This window comes from Actinomadura citrea (genome assembly GCF_013409045.1).
Taxonomy (GTDB): domain Bacteria; phylum Actinomycetota; class Actinomycetes; order Streptosporangiales; family Streptosporangiaceae; genus Spirillospora; species Spirillospora citrea.
Map to the genome: position 1 here is coordinate 205592 of NZ_JACCBT010000001.1, position 16124 is coordinate 221715.

Below are 16124 nucleotides of genomic sequence, written 5' to 3' on the forward strand. Positions count from 1 at the left end.
TTCACCGTACCGGGTGGTAGCAACCCCCCGTCCGCACGGGGACGGTGAAGGGTCCGGCCGCCGTGCGGCCGGACCCTTCACCTGTGCGCTCAGCGCGTTCGCGGGGCTCAGTGCGGTGAATGCACCTGCCCGTCCGCGTCGGCGCCGCTGACCGTCATGGAGTCGGCCGAGGTCGCGCTGCCCGCGTGTTCGTTCGACCCTTTGGCCATGTCACGGACGGCGCCGCGGCGTGTCGCCACCGCGCCCGCCACGCCGACGGCGGCGACCACCCCCATCATGGCCATGAGGGCGCCGCGCCCGGGCTTGGCCGACTTCGGCGGTTCCACCCGTCCGGCGACATCGCTCAGGAACGAGCTCACCCGCGGGGCGAGCCCGGTCTCCACGTACCGGGCCGCCTGCCGCAGCCTCGGTGCGCTCCATCCACGGGCGATCATCACGCGTTCGTTCGCGATCGGCCCGATCCGCTCGGCCGCGTCGGCGGCGCTCTGCCGGCACGCGTCGGCGCCCTGGCGGGCCGCCTGCTGGACGAGGGCGAGCCGGTTGACGACCTCGTCCTGCGGCTTCCGGCGGATATTGATCATTAGGGACACGCTAACCTCCCTGTTTGCGAGGTCCTGTCAGGCAGCCTTCCCAGCGAACGGAAGGTAAACACCGCGATCGTGACGAGTCTTTCACTCAAGGTGACGAATCCGGGCCCGGCCGGACCGCGCACCGGTTGTCACAGAACCCATCTCAAGAGGAGGCGGCCAGCGTGGCCAACGAGATCTTCGCGACGCTCAACACGTCGCTCGGCAAGATCGTGATCCAGCTGTACCCGGAGCACGCGCCCGAGACGGTGGCGAACTTCGTCGAGCTGGCGGAGGGCACCCGCACCTGGACCGACCCGCGCACGGGCCAGAAGTCGGACGTGCCGCTCTACAACGGGACGATCTTCCACCGGGTCATCGACCAGTTCATGCTCCAGGGCGGCGACCCGCTCGGCACCGGTACCGGCGGCCCCGGCTACGAGTTCAAGGACGAGTTCCACCCGGACCTGAAGTTCAACCGCCCGTACCTGCTGGCGATGGCGAACGCCGGGCCCGGCACCAACGGCTCCCAGTTCTTCATCACGCTGAGCGTCGCGCACACCCAGCACCTGACCGGCCGGCACACCATCTTCGGCAAGGTCATCGAGGGCACCGACGTCGTCGACCGCATCGGCAAGGTCCCGACGGGGCGGATGGACCGTCCGCAGAACGACGTCGTCATCGAGTCGGTGACGATCGAGCGCCGTTAGACGTTCGTCACGGTGAGACCCCGTTACGGGTGAGCCGAGCACCCACCGTACGTACGGCCCACGGAGCCACTGATGAGCACAGACCAGAGTCCCGCCCCCGAGACCTCGGTGCCGACCTGCTACCGGCATCCGAGCCGCGAGACGTATGTGCGCTGCACCCGTTGCGACCGCTTCATCTGCCCCGAGTGCATGCGGGACGCGGCGGTGGGGCACCAGTGCGTGGAGTGCGTCGCCGAGGGCAACCGGGGGGCCCGCAAGGCGGTCCCCCGGACGGTCCTCGGCGCGCGGGGCCCGGCGGCCGCGGTGCCGGTCGTCACCTACACGCTCATCGGCGCGTGCGTCGCGGTGTACCTCGCCGAGCTGGCGTCCTGGCGCGTGGTCTGGGACTTCATGATGCTCGGCCGGGGGGTGCTGCCCGGCGGGGAGGTCGGCGGGGTCGCCGAGGGCGAGTGGTACCGGCTGTTCACCACGATGTTCCTGCACCAGCGCGGCGGATCGTTCGGCATCACCCACATCCTGTTCAACATGTGGGCGCTGTGGGCCGTCGGTCCCGCGCTGGAGCAGGTGCTCGGACGGTGGCGGTTCCTCGCCCTCTACGTGCTGTCGGGGCTCGGCGGCTCGGTGCTGCTGTACCTGGTCGGCTCGCCGCAGGACTCGGCGGTCGGCGCGTCCGGGGCCATCTTCGGGCTGTTCGGGGCGTACTTCGTGATCGGCCGCAGGCTCGGCGGGCCGGTCGGCCCCATCGTGGTGCTGCTGGTGATCAACCTGGTGATCACGTTCTCGGTGCCGGGCATCTCCTGGCAGGGCCACGTCGGCGGCCTCGCGGTGGGGGCGGCGCTGGCCGCGGCCTACGCCTACGCACCCGAGGCTCGGCGCCGGCTGTTCCACTTGGGCGCGCCGCTGGCTGTGCTGGTGCTGCTCGCGGTGCTCGTGATGCTCAGGACGGCCGAGCTGAGCCCGGCGGTGTAGCCGTGCGCGGGGCCGCCGCGCACGGCCGCACGGGCCGCACCGGCCGCACGGCTCACGCGCGGCGGCGTCCGCGCTCCGGCGCCTGTGGACACCCGCTGTGGAAAACCTGGGGAAAGGCGCGGTGAGGGATCCTCAACCTGTGGATAACGTGCGTTCAGCGCCAGCGGGTCGAAAGGATCACACCCAGGATGATCGCGGTGAAGCCGATTCCCAGATTCCAGTTGTGCAGGTCGGTCATGTACGGCACGTCCGTACCGGTGCTGGCCGTCACGTAGAAGACAGCGATCCAGATCAGGCCGACGAGCCACAGGCCGACCATCGTCGGCACGAGCCAGCGCGGGCTGACCTCGGGAGCCTTGGACTTCTGCGGGGGCGTGTAGACGGCCTTCTTGCGCACTTTGGACTTGGCCACGGTGGGATCGATCTCCTCGGGCGTCCGGCGGCCGGAGCGCCGGGCCGCGCATGGGTGTTTTGTCGGTTAGCGTAGTCGCTGGTGAGCAGCGTACGGCGTCCAGCGTGGGGAAGCATCATCCCAGTTCTCACGCTCCTTGCGGGAACCTTGTTCGCGGCGAGCGCGAGCACGGCCCGCGGCACGAGCCTGCGCGAGCAGGGCCGGACCAGGATCACCGAGCTCATCACCGCGGAGCAGCGCCGGGGCCGGCAGGATCGCGCCGAGTACCGGCGGCTGCGCCGCCAGGTCGACGGTATCTCCCGGGAGGCCGGACGTCACGACGCCCGGGTGAAAAACGCTCAGGCGGAGGCCGACCGGCTGGCCGCCGAGGCCGGGTTCACCCCCGCCGCCGGCCGCGCCGTCCGGGTCTCGCTGGACGACGCGCCGCCGCCGAAGTCGGGCGAGCTGCCCCGCGGCGTCCGCCCGGACGACCTGGTGGTGCACCAGAGCGACGTCCAGGCCGTCGTCAACGCGCTGTGGGCGGGCGGCGCCCGCGCCATGCAGATCATGGACCAGCGGGTGATCTCGACCAGCGCGGTGCGGTGCGTCGGCAATACGCTGATCCTCCAGGGCGTCGTGTACTCCCCGCCGTTCCGGATCACCGCCGTCGGCGATCCGGACCGGCTGCGCGCGGCGCTCGGCGCGTCCCGCGAGATCGCGATCTACCGCAGGTACGTCCGCGCCTACGGGCTCGGCTACGCGGTGCGGACGGTGGAACGCGCCACGTTGCCGCCCTACACCGGCAACGTGACCATGAAGCACGCTACGGTTCCGGCGGAACCGCCCAAAGGCGGCTGAACCCCCCGGCAGAGGAGGACGCGGTGCGGACGGTGATCCGTGGCATGGGCGAGCTGTGCATCACCACCGGGCTGATCGTCATGCTGTTCGTGACTTACGAGCTCTGGGGCACCGGCCAGTACACCAAGGGCGCGCAGGACAGGCTGGGCGACGAGATGCTGAAGAACTGGCGGGCCACCAAGGTCACCACCGAGAGGGTCGAGCTCGGCAAGGGCCTCGCCGTGATCCGCATCCCCCGGTTCGGCGAGCACTACCGCTTCGTCGTGATCGAGGGCGTCGACCGGGCCGACCTGCGCAAGGGGCCCGGCCACTACCCGGGCAGCGCGCTGCCCGGCCAGGTCGGGAACTTCGTGGTCTCCGGCCACCGGACGACCTACTCCGCGCCGTTCAACCGGCTCGGCGAGCTCGACCGCGGCGACAAGATCCTCATCGACACCCGGGACGAGCAGTACGTCTACCAGGTCACCGACCGGCGGATCGTGAAGCCGTCGGCGACGGAGGTGACCGCTCCCGTCCCGCTCCACCCGAAGCGGCGGCCGACCGAGCGGCTCCTCACGCTCACCACCTGCCACCCCAAGTACTCCGCCGCCCAACGAATGATCATCTTCGGCGAGCTGGTCGAGACGCTGCCGCGCGCGGCGTCGGCCCGCGCCGCCGGGACGTAGGAGGCCTCGTGTACGCCTGGATCTGGCGCCGACTGCCCGGCGCGTGGCAGACCAAGACCGCGACCGCGCTCGGCCTGTTCGTGGCGATCGCCGTCCTCCTCTGGTACGTCGTGTTCCCGTGGGTCGAACCCAAGGTCCAGTTCGACCACGGCGTGGTGCAGGACCCGGCGCCGTCCGGCTCCGCCACCCCGGGCTGACCGGCGATGCGCGTCCTCGTCGTCGACAACCACGACAGCTTCGTCTACAACATCGTCCAGTACCTGCTGGAACTCGGCGCCGACTGCGTGGTCAGGGACCGTTCGGACGTCGCCGTCCAGGACGCCGCCGACGTCGACGGCGTCCTGCTCAGCCCCGGACCCGGCCATCCCGCCGACGCCGGGGTCTGCCTCGACCTCGTGCGGGACGCCGAGCGCCGCGGCACCCCGCTCCTCGGCGTCTGCCTCGGCCACCAGGTGATCGCCCACGTGCACGGCGCGACGGTCGCCCGCGCCCCCGAGATCGTCCACGGCTTCACGAGCGAGATCCACCACGACGGCGCCGGCGTCTTCCGCGGCCTGCCGGACCCGTTCGCCGCGACCCGCTACCACTCGCTCGCCGTCGTGCCCGGGACCGTCCCGCCGGACGTCCTGGAGGTGACCGCCCGCACCCGCGACGGCGTCGTCATGGGCCTGCGCCACCGAGGCCGGCCCGTCGAGGGCGTCCAGTTCCACCCCGAGTCGATCCTCTCCGTCGCCGGCCATCGACTGCTTCGGAACTGGCTCGACACCTGTGCTGACCAGCGCCTTCACCGGGTGGGCGGGAGCTAGGCACTCCCATCTCGTCCCAAGCTAGAAAATATCGGTTGAAATACGTAACGTTCCCTGGCGTCGTGACGAAGACCATGACGAAGGGCTTCCGCCATTGCCCCCGAGTGGCGGAAGCCCTTCTCTCATGCCCGGGCCCGTCCGGCCCCCCGCGACGCGGCCTGCGAAACGCCCGAGGGCCCCGCCTCCTGCCGGAGACGGGGCCCTCGAACAACTTTCGGTCAGCCCTGGCCGTTGCCCGGTGGGAAGCCGGGGAAGCCCGTCGTCGGCGTGCCCGGGCCGGGCGTCGGCGTCGGCGGCTTCTGCGCCACGAAGATGGTCACCGTCTCGCCCGGCGCGACCGTCGCGCCCTCACCCGGCTGCTGGTCGTAGACGAAGCCGGGAGCGACCTGCTTGTCGGGCGGCGGCGTGCCCTTCTGCACGCTGCACTTCAGGCCGAGACCCTCCAGCTTGCCGCAGGCGGCCCGCTGGCTGTTGTTGAACAGGCTCGGCACCTTCATGCTCGACGGGCCGGTCGACACCGTCACCGTGACGTTCGAGCCCTTCGCCGCCTTCGAGCCGCCGGTCGGATCGGTCGAGATCACGTTGCCCCGCGGCACGGTGTCGTTCGAATCGACCCGCTTGTCGACCTCGAACCCGCGCTCCTCCAGGATCTTCTTCGCCGCGGCGTACGGCTTGCCGGTCACGTCCGGGATCTCGATCTCCGTGGGCGGCTTCTTGCCCTTGGAGACCAGCAGCGTCACCGAAGCGCCCTTGGCGGCGTCCGTGCCGGGCTGCGGATCGGAACTGATCACGAACCCCTTCCGGACGTCGTCGTTGAAGTCGGTCCTCGGCTCGCCGACCTTGAAGCCGAGCTTGGTGAGCTGGGCCGTCGCGTCGTTCTGCGAGACGTTGACGATGCTCTTGGGGATCGCGACCTGGTCGGCCGCGTCGTCCCCGCCGCTCATCAGCAGGCCGATGAGCGCAGCGCCGCCGATGAACAGCACCGCGAGGCCCACCCACAGCGCGGCCTTCTTGCCGCCGCCGCCGCGTCCGGCCTCGTCGTCGTAGTGGACGGGCGGCAGGCCGTAGCCGTCGTCCTGCGGCCGCCGCACCTGCGTGCGCGCCGGGCCGCCGTACGCGCCCATCACCTGGGTGCCCTGCGGCTGCTGGCCGCCCATCAGCATCGTGGACGCCGCCGTCGACGACACGGGCTGGCCCTGCAGGACGCGCTGGATCTCCTGCCGGAACTCCGTCGCGTTCTGGTAGCGGTGGTCGGCTTCCTTCGCCATCGCCTTCAGCACGATCGCGTCCGCCCACTGCGGGATCTGCGGGTCCACCTGCGACGGCGGGACCGGCTCCTCCCGCACGTGCTGGTAGGCGATCGCGACCGGGGAGTCGCCGGTGAACGGCGGCTTGCCGGTGAGCAGCTCGTACAGCACGCAACCGGTCGAGTAGATGTCGCTGCGGGCGTCCACCCGCTCCCCGCGCGCCTGCTCGGGCGACAGGTACTGCGCGGTACCGATCACCTGGGCGGTCTGCGTCATCGTGGACGCCGTGTCGGCCATGGCCCGGGCGATGCCGAAGTCCATGACCTTGACCTCGTGCTGCCGGGTGAGCATCACGTTGGCCGGCTTGATGTCGCGGTGCACGATGCCGCCGCGGTGGCTGTAGTCCAGCGCCCGCAGGATCCCGTCAGTGATCTCCAGGGCCTTGTCCGGCAGCAGCGCGCGGTTCTCCCTCAGGAGGTCGCGCAGCGTGCTCCCGTCCACGTGCTCCATGACGATGTACGGGATCGGCGTGTCGCCGATCATGTCCTCGCCGGTGTCGTACACGGCGATGACCGAGGGGTGGTTCAGCGACGCGGCCGACTGGGCCTCGCGCCGGAACCGGGCCTGGAACGTGGGGTCACGGGCCAGGTCCGACCGCAGCGTCTTGACCGCGACGATGCGATCGAGACGGCGGTCCCGGGCACGGTAGACCTCGGCCATGCCGCCGCGCCCGATCACCGTTTCGAGCTCGTAGCGGCCGCCGAGCAGCCGAGGTTGACTCATATGTGCACTTTCCCTCGTACGTCTACACCTTGTCTCCAGAACCTAGCTTCCCCTCCGGGGTCGGCGGGGGATCCGGGCTCGGAGTTGACGGAGTCGTGGTGCTCCCCGTCGGTGCGGGTGTGGGCTCGGGGGCGGTGGGAGTCGCCCGGGGCGGATTCGTGGATGGCTTATGTGACAGGGACGCCTTGGGCGGCCCCTGCGTTGACGGACGGATCCTATGCGTCCGGTGCCGCGGCGGGACAGCCGGCCTCGGAGTGCTCCGGCCCGAGTGCCGCCGCGGGGTGCCGGGGGCGGGGGTGGAGGCCGGATCGTCGACACTGTCGTCCCCGACCGGCCGGGTGGCCGGGGCGGCGGGCGGTTCCCGCTCGTCCCCGCCCGGTCCGGCGAAGGCCAGCCCTTTCCACAGGGAGCCGACGACGATCACGCAGACCAGCAGGACGGCCGCGACGGACGCGTACGCCACTGCCGAGCGCCGTTGCCCGGACACTGGTCCGCTGGCGAGGTTATCCGCCCCTTCGTCAGCGTCAAATCCCGACAAAGTAGACGATCTTGCGAGATGAGGATCGGGGCTGGTGGCGGGGGACCGGCGTGCGCCCCTGCGGGCCGTGTCCAGCCGGGCGGCCTCGCGGGTCGTGCCGACCCGGCCCGTGCTGAGCGACGCGCGGATCCCCAGCGCCCGTGCGGCGACCGTGTCCGCGTCCGCGGGACGGTCCCGCGGCTCCTTCGCGAGCATCTCCATGACCAGCTCGCGGGCCGCCTCGGGCACCCGTCCCGGCAGCTCCGCGGGGGCGTCCCGGACGTGCTTGAGCGCCACCTCCACCGCGGTCGGCCCGTCGAACGGCGGCGCGCCCGTCAGGCACTCGTAGGCCACCGCGCCCAGCGAGTACAGGTCCGCCGCCGGGGACAGCTCCAGGCCCTGCGCCTGTTCCGGCGAGATGTAGTGCGCGGTCCCCATGACCATCCCGGTCTGGGTCTGCGACGCCGCCGCCAGCCGGCGGGCGATCCCGAAGTCGGTGATCTTCAGGGTGCCGTCCGGTGCCACCATCAGGTTCGCCGGCTTGACGTCGCGGTGCACGATCCCGGCCGCGTGCGCGACCACCAGCGCCCGCGCCGCCTGCACGATCAGGTCGAGCACCGCCTCCAGCGGCAGCCCGCCGTCGCGCGCGAGGATCTCGTCCAGCGGCTCGCCCGGCACCAGCTCCATCACCAGGAACGTCCGTCCGGCCTGCTCGCCGTAGTCGAACGCCCGCGCGATCCCCGGGTGCCGCAGCTCCGCCGCGAAGCGCGCCTCCGACTCGAAGCGGCCGCGCGCCCGCATGTCCGAACCCAGCTCCAGGCGCAGCAGCTTCACCGCCACCAGCCGCCCCGACAGCGCGTCGGACGCGCGCCAGACCTCGCCCATCCCGCCGATCGCCAACCGCTCCAGCAGCCGGTACCGGTCGTTCAGGACGAGGCCCGTACTCACTTCTGCAGGACCTTCGCCATGATCGCCCCGGCGATGGGGCCGGCGTTGGCGGCGCCGGAGCCCGGGGCCTCGGTCATGACGGCGAACGCGTAGCGCGGGTTCTGGGGCGGGCTGAACCCGACGAACCAGTTCGCGTTCGGGTTGCCCGGGCCCTGCTCGGCGGTACCGGTCTTGCCGGCGATCCGCATGCCCGCCAGGTTCTTCGCGGTGCCCTCGGAGACCACCGCGCGCATCATGTCCTCCAGCTGGCCGGCCTGGCCGTCGCTCATCGCCTCGCCGAACTCCTTCGGGGAGACGTTGTAGAGCTCGCTCTGGTCCTTCGCGCGGACCTTCTGCACCACGTACGGGTTCATGATCTTGCCGCCGTTGGCGATCGAGCAGGCGACCATCGCCATCTGCAGCGGCGTGGCCCGCACGTTCTCCTGGCCGATGCCGGACCGCGCCGTGCCGTCCTTGCCGGTCTCGATCGTGTTGCCCTTGGCGTCCTTGATCGACACCGGGACGTCGCTCTCCGCGGCGTACATGTCGGGCTCCAGCTGCACGTGCTTGCCGAACCCGAACCTCGTGGAGCCGTCGTGCAGCTCCTGGATGCCCATGTCCAGCGCCATCTTCGCGAACGAGGTGTTGCAGGACTCGGCGAAGGCGCCGCGCAGCGGGGCCGACCCGGCGCAGCTGCCGCTGTCGTGCGAGTTCGGCAGCGGGCGGCCCGACTCCGGCAGGATCAGCTGCCCGGTGTTCACCGTCGACGAGCTGTTGAGGCCGAGCTTCTGCATCCCGATCGCCGACACCACCGCCTTGAACGAGGAACCGGGCGGGAACGTCTGGCTGAGGGCGTTGTCGACCAGCGGCTTGATGACGCCGTCGCCCTTGTCGAGCTGCTCCAGGCGCTTGCCGCCCTTCTCACCGGTCTGCGGCGCGACCTCGTTCGGGTCGAACGACGGCCACGACGCCGCCACCTTCACCGCGCCCGTCTTCACGTCGATCACGACGGCGCCGCCGCGGCGGCCGCCGGCCGTCCGCGCCTTCAGCTGCTCGTACGCCGTGCGCTGCGCCTGCGGGTCGATCGTCAGCTCGACGTTCGCGCCCTCGGCCTTCTTGCCGATGAACGTGTCGAACCAGCGCTGCTGCGTGATCCGCGTGTCCTTGCCGCCGAGCAGCGAGTTGTAGGCCCGCTCGACCTGGGTGGCGTTGCCGTTGAAGTACCCGGTGATCGGCGCGAAGATCGGCCCGTCCTTGTAGGTCCGGCCGTACTTCGGGTTGTCCTTGCCGGTCTCCTTCGAGGTCACCAGCACCTCGCCGCCCGCCGAGATCTGGCCGCGCGGCGAGTTGAACACGTCCGCGTACTGGCGGCTGTTGCGCGCGTCGGTCCGCAGGTCCTCCGCCTGGCTGCCCTGGACGTAGTTGACCTGCGCCATCAGGCCGAAGAAGAGCAGCAACGCGAAGATCGCCACCCGCCGAACCGGCTTGTCCATGTTCATAGGGGGGAAGTCACCTCGTGCTCACGATCTGGGTCATGCCCTCGTCCTGGATCGCCTGCGGGGCGGGCTTGCGCGCGTCATGGCTCATCCGCACCAGGATCGCGATCAGGATCCAGTTGGCCATCAGCGACGAGCCGCCCTGGGACAGGAAGGGCGTCGTCAGGCCGGTGAGCGGGATGAGCCGTGTGACGCCTCCGACGATCACGAAGACCTGGAGGGCCAGCACGAAGGACACGCCGCCCGCGAACAGCTTCAGGAACGGGTCCCGCGCCGCCACGGCCGTCTTCATCCCGCGTTGCACGATCAACGCGTATATCAAGAGCAACACCATCAACCCGGTCAGCCCGAGTTCCTCGCCGAGCGAGTCGAAGATGAAGTCGCTGAAGGACAGGGGCGTCCGCCACGGCTCGCCCTGGCCGAGCCCGGTGCCGAGGACGCCGCCCTGGCCGAGCGCGAACAGGCCCTTCATCAGCTGCGCGCTGTCGGAGTACTCCCCGCCCAGCTCCGCGCAGGCCGAGAAGCCCGGCGAGATGCTGCCCTGGTCCTTGTACTTCTTGTAGATGGTGGTGTCGGGGTTGACCGGGACGACCTTGCCGCTGTCCAGCAGGCAGCCGCCGTCGAAGTACGGCTTGGGGTTCTGCCAGATGTCGATGCGCTGGTTCACGTGGCCCATGAACGGCAGCAGCGTCGCGATGAAGATGCCGACCGCCAGCAGCCCGACACCGATCACCACCCAGGACACCCGCTGGGTCGCGATGTACAGCATCGACACGAACAGGCCGAAGAACAGCAGCGCGGTGCCGAGGTCCTTCTGCATGAACAGCACGCCCAGGCAGAAGAACCAGATCACCATGATCGGGCCGAGGTCGCGGGCCCGGGGCAGGCTGATCGGGCCGACCTTCTTGCCGATCAGCGACATCGCCTGCCGCTTGTTCACCAGGTATCCGGCGAAGAAGACCACCAGCAGCAGCTTGGCGAACTCGCCCGGCTGCACCGAGAACGGACCCAGGTGGATCCACACGCGGGCGCCGTTGATCTGCTGGCCGATGCCCGGGACGATCGGGAGCAGCAGCAGGATGACCGCGGTGAGCCCGATCAGGTACGTGTAGCGCTGCGCGGTCTTCGGCGGGAACGAAAGCGGGGCGTCCGGCTTGTCGGTGTCGCGCATGATCAGCACGGCGCCGACGAACAGGGCGATTCCGACGAACGTCCACATCAGCTGGCCGGGCGCGTCGGCGGCGTCCGGGAGCAGCTTCTTGCCCGCGGCCGCCGCGACCTTGCGGTCATGGCTGGTGTCGAGGTCCAGGCGGTAGATCATCGCCAGCCCGATGCCGTTCAGCGCCACCGCGAGCGGCAGCAGCAGCGGGTCGGCGTAGGGGGTGAACTTCGCCTGGAAGAAGTAGGCGACGAACGCCAGCACGGCGAGACCGCCGCCGTACACGAACAGGCCGCCGGGGATGTTCCCGTCACGGGCGAGGCCGACCTCCGCGAACGCCGACAGCGTCAGGATCATCGCGAAGGCCAGCAAGGCCAGCGAAGCGGCGTTGCGCCGCTGGTACGGGAGGTGGGCCCGGATCTGCTCCCCGATCGATTGCATCTACGAGCTCCCTCCGCTGGAGGGGCAGTCCTTGATGGACGGGGTGCGCTGCTTGCACTCTTCCCGGTGCGCGCCGAGCTGGTCGAGCTTGGCCTGCGCCGCCTTCTGCCCGATGAACACGAGGGTGCCCTTCTCGACCGCGGTCACGTCCGAGGCGGGCAGCTCGTCGATCCGGATGTCGCTGCTCTTGACGGAGGTCTGCCGGCAGTTCTGCTGCTCCCGGCCCTTCACCATGGCGACCTTGCCGCCCTGCCCGATGAGCGAGTACTTGCAGACGGCGCTCTCCAGCTGCTTCAGCGCCTTCGGGCCGTCGACGGTGTAGGTGTCCTTGACCTGCTGCTGGAGGTCCTGCGGGAGGTCGGCCACCAGGATCGGCTGCTTCGGCTGTTCCTTCTTGGCGGCCTCGCGGGACAGGCTGAGGCCCGGCACCTTCTGCGTCGTCCCGCGGTAGAGGACGACCTCGCCGGCCTTGTTCGCGCCGACGTAGTAGCCGTTCCGGACGTTCTGCAGCAGCACGAACCCGCCCGCCACGACGCCCACGACGACCACGCCCGCCACGACGACCAGCCACGTCCAGCGCCGCGTGCCGCCCCGCCCCCGCATCCGCTGGGACTGCGGCATGGTGCCCGGCGCCGGCGGCGGGCCCATCGCGTCGCCCATCGGCATCGGGGCCTGCGGCGGCGGCATCTCGTCCACCGCCACCGGCGGATGCGGTCTGGTGTCGCGCAGCTGCGCGGCCCGCCCCGCCGGGGTGTCGGCGACGGTCGTGTTCGGCCCCGTCCCCCCGCCCGGCGGCTCCGGCGGCGCCGCGTTGGCCGCCGCGCCGACCGCGTGGCCGGGGCCGCCCGTCGGGGGCCGGCGCTCCAGGTCCACCACGTCGGCGACGACGCAGGTGATGTTGTCGGGGCCGCCGCCCCGGTTCGCCAGGTCGATCAGTTGCCGGACGGCCTGCTCGGGGTCGTCCACCTCCGTGAGCACCTGGAAGATCGTCTCCGCCGTGACGACGCCCGACAGGCCGTCCGAGCACAGCAGGTACCGGTCGCCGACCTTCGCCTCGCGCAGCGACAGGTCCGGATCGACCTCGCCGCGGCCGTCCAGCGCCCGCAGCAGCAGGGAGCGCTGCGGGTGCGAGGCCGCCTCGTCCGGGCTGATCCGACCCTCGTCGACCAGGGACTGCACCAGCGTGTGGTCGTGCGTGATCTGGAACAGGCTGCCGTCGCGCAGCAGGTAGGCGCGCGAGTCGCCGATGTGCACCAGCGCGACCTGGTTGCCCGCCCACAGCATCGCGGTCAGCGTCGTCCCCATGCCCTGCAGGGCGGGGTCGGACTCCACGATGCGGTGCAGGTTGTCGTTCGCCGTCTTGACCGTGTGCTCCAGCGCGGCCAGCAGCTCGGTCGCCGGGAGGTCCTTGTCGAGGGCCCGCAGCGCCTCGATCGCCGCGGCGCTCGCGATCTCGCCGCCGACGTGCCCGCCCATCCCGTCGGCCACCGCGAGCAGGTGCGCGCCCGCGTACGCCGAGTCCTCGTTGCCCTCGCGCAGCATGCCGACGTCGGAGCGCGCGGCGTAGCGGATTCCCAGTGTCATTTGCGCAGCTCGATCACGGTCTTGCCGATACGGACCGGAACGCCCGGGGGAACCGGCATCGGCCGGCTCACCTTCGTGCGTCCGAGATACGTCCCATTGGTCGAGCCGAGATCTTCCACGATCCACTGACCGTCCTGCGCGAAAAGTCGGGCATGCCGGCTCGAAGCGTAGTCGTCGGTCACGACGAGCGTGGCGTCATTGGCACGGCCGATGGTGATGGGCACCCCGGTGAGGTCGATGACAGTGCCGGCCCGTTCGCCCTGGACGACCACGAGTTTGGTCGGGGCGCCGTTCTGGGCGCTGCGCTGTGGCCGGGGTGGCTTCGGCTGCCTGGCCGCCCGGGGGGGACGGGGCTGGGATGCGCGCGTGGCCGCCTTGGACGCGGCCTTCGAGCCGAACAGGTCGGCCCTGATCACGCCGACGGCCGCGATGACGAACAGCCACAGCACCGCGAGGAACGCCAGCTTGATCAGCGTGAGGGTGAATGGGGACATCGGAGTCGGGGTTACTCCCTATCGCGGCGGAACACAAGAGTGGTGCGGCCCATCGTGACCCGGGAGCCGTCGACCAGCGTGACCCGCCGGATCGGCTGCCCGTTCACGAACGAGCCGTTGGTCGACCCTAGATCCACGAGAGCGATTTCGGGACCTTCTACGCGGATCTCGGCATGGTGCCGGGACACGCCCGGGTCGACGAGACGCAGGTCGCAGTCGGTACCGCGACCCAGCAGGGTCACGGGAGTGTTGATCTCATAGGTGCGCTGAGTCGTGTCCGATCCCTCCAGCGCCGTGGTCACCAGCAGGCGCGGATGCCCCCCGAACACCCCGCCCCGGCCCCCCTGCGGCACGTCGCTCACCGGCCGGCGGATCTCCCCGCCCTCGACCGTCGAGCCCCGGATCACCCCCGACCTGATGCGGAACATGCCCGTGGCGAGATCCCCCGCGTTCTCGAACCGCACGCGCACCGGACCCACGAAGGAGTACCCCTGCTCCTTCGCGTACTCGCGCGCGAGATTCGCCAGCTCCTGGCTCAGGCTGTCGGCGTACACCTGGAGCCGCTGCCCGTCCTGCTGAGAGATCTCCACGACGAAGTCGTTCGGCACGAGCGTGCGGCCCTGTGCCACGATCGCCGCCCGATCGTCCATCTCGCGCTGCACAGCACTGGCCACCTCGACCGGCTGGAGCTCGGACTTGAAGGCACGGGCGAAGGCCCCTTCGACCATGCCCTCAAGCCGTCGCTCGAAGCGCTGAATGACGCCCACGGGCACCTCCCTTCCCCACTGGTAGACGATCGTATCGGTGCGAAGGTTCGCTCGGCGTATCTGGATACCTAACCACCCTGGACCCCGTGCTAGCCTTTTCAGGCACCCGGAAACGGGACGGCGCCCACGGGCGGGTGGCGGAACGGCAGACGCGCACGGTTCAGGTCCGTGTGTCCGAAAGGATGTGAGGGTTCAAATCCCTCCTCGCCCACGCGGGGTCAGTGACGCAAGTCCTCCCCTAACAGTGACGGAAAGAGCCCCCCAGCGACAAGCTGGGGGGCTCTTCCGCTTCCCGGAGGCCTCACCTGGCCCCCCGCGAGGGCCGCGACCACCCGATCCCAGGAGCGTCCGGACTCGCGTCGAGCGCCTTCGGGGCATGCCTGTGAAGGTGCTGGTCATGTGGCCGGTGGTGCTGGTGATGTTGCCGAACGGTGCCCGTCACGCTGGACCGCGGGTGTTCAGGCGACGATGCCGTCGGGCCAGATGAGCAGGGCAGTGAAGCTGGAGAGAGGTCGGGCCGCGAAGGGAGTCCGGGAGTCAGTTCGCCATGTCGGCGAACTGGCCGGGCTGGTAGGCGCCTCCGGGGTTGTGGATCATGACGTTGAGCCGGTTGTTGGCGTTGATCATGGCGATCAGGGAGAGCAGTGCGGCGATCTGGTCGTCGTCGTAGTGCTCGCGTGCCTTCGCCCAGGTTTCATCGGACACGCCGGGGTGGGCGTCGGCGATGCGGGTGCCCTCCTCGGTCAGTGCCAGCGCGGCCCGTTCGGCGTCGGTGAACACCGTGGACTCGCGCCAGGCGGCCACGAGGTGGAGGCGGACGGCGTCCTCGCCGGCGGCGGTGGCGTCCTTGGTGTGGTAGTCGACGCAGAAGCCGCAGCCGTTGATCTGGCTGGCGCGCAGCATCACCAGGTCCTGGGTGGAGCGGGGCAGCGACGAGTCGGTGATCGCCAGGGCGACGTTGTAGATGCGCTTGGCGATCTTGGCGCCGAGCGGGTTGGCCATCAGGTCGAAACGGGGTTCCATGACGTGGTTCTCACTTTCGAGGGGTTGGGCGGCGCGCGTATCGTGCGCGCGACTCTGAACCGGCCGAGGGGTCACGGGGTGTGCGGGATCAGCCGAGTCCGCCGGGCTCGTACTCGCCGCCGCGCTGGCCGATGATGACGGCCATGCGGTTGGTGGCGTTGATCAGGGCGATGAGCATCACCAGATCGGACAGCTGGTCGTCGTCGTAGTGCTCGGCGGCGTTCGCCCAGGTCTCGTCGGACACGCCGGGGTGGGCGTCGGCGATGCGGGTGCCCTCCTCGGCCACCCGCAGGGCGGCGCGCTCGGCGTCGGTGAACACCGTCGACTCGCGCCAGGCCGCGACCAAGTTGATGCGGGTGGCGCTCTCCCCCGCGTGAGCGGCGTTCTTGCTCCACACGTCGGTGGCGTAACCGTCGCCGTTGATCTGGCTGGCGCGCAACACGACCAGCTTCTGGGTCGCGGCCGGCACCGTCGACTCCGCGAGGATCGTCTGGCTTGCCGTTCCGAAGTGCTTGGCGGCCTTGGCGGCGGTCGCGGTCGGGTCACCGAAGAGGTTCAAACGAGCGGTCATCGTGAGCTCCCTGCTGTTGTGAGCGGTCGGACAAGAGATGCCGGCGGCCTGGTTCCTGTGACACCGGACCAGAGGGACGCGCGTCACATCACCGCCTCAGGGGTTCAGAGTCCGAAGGCCCCCAGGGCGCGGGCGTTCCCAGAGGCAGGG

Annotated in this window: 17 protein-coding genes and 1 tRNA gene; 7 read left to right on the forward strand and 11 right to left on the reverse strand. The window is 70.4% G+C overall.

The annotated features are described in order from the left end of the window. Positions 1-107: 107 nt before the first annotated feature. Positions 108-581 carry a hypothetical protein gene (locus tag BJ999_RS01035; protein WP_179831494.1) on the reverse strand — a complete coding sequence of 158 codons (474 nt, stop codon included), beginning with the start codon at positions 579-581 and terminating at the stop codon, positions 108-110. A gap of 170 nt (positions 582-751) precedes the next feature. Between BJ999_RS01035 and BJ999_RS01040 the strand changes: the two genes are divergently transcribed. Both BJ999_RS01040 and BJ999_RS01045 read left to right on the forward strand, forming a co-directional pair. After that, positions 752-1276: a peptidylprolyl isomerase gene (locus tag BJ999_RS01040; RefSeq protein ID WP_179831495.1), complete on the forward strand. Its 525-nt coding sequence runs from the start codon at positions 752-754 to the stop codon at positions 1274-1276. A 72-nt stretch (positions 1277-1348) separates the two neighbouring features. Then, positions 1349-2245, forward strand: coding sequence for a rhomboid family intramembrane serine protease (locus BJ999_RS01045; RefSeq protein WP_179831496.1), 897 nt, complete (start codon positions 1349-1351; stop codon positions 2243-2245). A 154-nt stretch (positions 2246-2399) separates the two neighbouring features. Here BJ999_RS01045 and BJ999_RS01050 read toward each other — a convergent pair whose 3' ends face one another. After that, complete coding sequence (locus BJ999_RS01050; RefSeq protein WP_021597057.1) at positions 2400-2657, reverse strand: cell division protein CrgA; 258 nt, start codon at positions 2655-2657, stop codon at positions 2400-2402. A 147-nt stretch (positions 2658-2804) separates the two neighbouring features. Between BJ999_RS01050 and BJ999_RS01055 the strand changes: the two genes are divergently transcribed. The 4 genes from BJ999_RS01055 to BJ999_RS01070 are packed head-to-tail and all read left to right on the forward strand — an operon-like array spanning position 2805 to position 4965. Next, positions 2805-3494, forward strand: coding sequence for a DUF881 domain-containing protein (locus BJ999_RS01055; RefSeq protein WP_229810078.1), 690 nt, complete (start codon positions 2805-2807; stop codon positions 3492-3494). 23 nt (positions 3495-3517) lie between these two features. After that, entirely contained in the window at positions 3518-4159 is a 642-nt protein-coding gene (locus tag BJ999_RS01060) for a class E sortase (RefSeq protein WP_229810079.1), read from the forward strand. Between the two features lie 8 nt (positions 4160-4167). Beyond that, positions 4168-4356 (forward strand): hypothetical protein, encoded by a 189-nt coding sequence (locus tag BJ999_RS01065; RefSeq protein ID WP_179831498.1) that lies wholly within the window; start codon positions 4168-4170, stop codon positions 4354-4356. A 6-nt stretch (positions 4357-4362) separates the two neighbouring features. Next, positions 4363-4965 (forward strand): anthranilate synthase component II, encoded by a 603-nt coding sequence (locus BJ999_RS01070; protein ID WP_179831499.1) that lies wholly within the window; start codon positions 4363-4365, stop codon positions 4963-4965. A 218-nt stretch (positions 4966-5183) separates the two neighbouring features. Here BJ999_RS01070 and pknB read toward each other — a convergent pair whose 3' ends face one another. Genes pknB through BJ999_RS01105 form a run of 7 tightly spaced genes read right to left on the reverse strand, consistent with a single transcriptional unit; the run spans position 5184 to position 14380 of the window. Then, complete coding sequence (pknB, locus tag BJ999_RS01075; RefSeq protein WP_179831500.1) at positions 5184-6995, reverse strand: Stk1 family PASTA domain-containing Ser/Thr kinase; 1812 nt, start codon at positions 6993-6995, stop codon at positions 5184-5186. Between the two features lie 22 nt (positions 6996-7017). Beyond that, on the reverse strand, positions 7018-8460 hold the full coding sequence (locus BJ999_RS01080) for a serine/threonine-protein kinase (RefSeq protein ID WP_179831501.1): 1443 nt from the start codon (positions 8458-8460) through the stop codon (positions 7018-7020). Continuing rightward, the gene (locus BJ999_RS01085) at positions 8457-9932 is read right to left on the reverse strand and encodes a peptidoglycan D,D-transpeptidase FtsI family protein (protein WP_229810080.1); all 1476 of its coding nucleotides are present in this window, start codon (positions 9930-9932) and stop codon (positions 8457-8459) included. Before BJ999_RS01085 ends, BJ999_RS01080 begins: the two co-directional genes overlap by 4 nt. Positions 9933-9948: 16 nt before the next feature. Continuing rightward, on the reverse strand, positions 9949-11535 hold the full coding sequence (locus tag BJ999_RS01090; RefSeq protein ID WP_179831503.1) for an FtsW/RodA/SpoVE family cell cycle protein: 1587 nt from the start codon (positions 11533-11535) through the stop codon (positions 9949-9951). Then, the gene (locus BJ999_RS01095) at positions 11536-13119 is read right to left on the reverse strand and encodes a Stp1/IreP family PP2C-type Ser/Thr phosphatase (RefSeq protein ID WP_179831504.1); all 1584 of its coding nucleotides are present in this window, start codon (positions 13117-13119) and stop codon (positions 11536-11538) included. Beyond that, positions 13116-13613 (reverse strand): FHA domain-containing protein FhaB/FipA, encoded by a 498-nt coding sequence (locus BJ999_RS01100; protein WP_179831505.1) that lies wholly within the window; start codon positions 13611-13613, stop codon positions 13116-13118. Before BJ999_RS01100 ends, BJ999_RS01095 begins: the two co-directional genes overlap by 4 nt. An 11-nt stretch (positions 13614-13624) precedes the next feature. Beyond that, positions 13625-14380, reverse strand: a complete 756-nt coding sequence (locus tag BJ999_RS01105; RefSeq protein WP_179831506.1) for an FhaA domain-containing protein — start codon at positions 14378-14380, stop codon at positions 13625-13627. Between the two features lie 128 nt (positions 14381-14508). On the opposite strand from BJ999_RS01105, the gene BJ999_RS01110 reads away from it, so the two are divergent. Then, positions 14509-14591: transfer RNA gene (locus tag BJ999_RS01110), tRNA-Leu, on the forward strand. A gap of 326 nt (positions 14592-14917) precedes the next feature. Here BJ999_RS01110 and BJ999_RS01115 read toward each other — a convergent pair. Both BJ999_RS01115 and BJ999_RS01120 read right to left on the reverse strand, forming a co-directional pair. Continuing rightward, positions 14918-15403, reverse strand: a complete 486-nt coding sequence (locus BJ999_RS01115; protein ID WP_179831507.1) for a carboxymuconolactone decarboxylase family protein — start codon at positions 15401-15403, stop codon at positions 14918-14920. Positions 15404-15491: 88 nt separating this feature from the next. After that, positions 15492-15974 (reverse strand): carboxymuconolactone decarboxylase family protein, encoded by a 483-nt coding sequence (locus tag BJ999_RS01120; RefSeq protein WP_179831508.1) that lies wholly within the window; start codon positions 15972-15974, stop codon positions 15492-15494. Between the last annotated feature and the right edge of the window lie 150 nt (positions 15975-16124).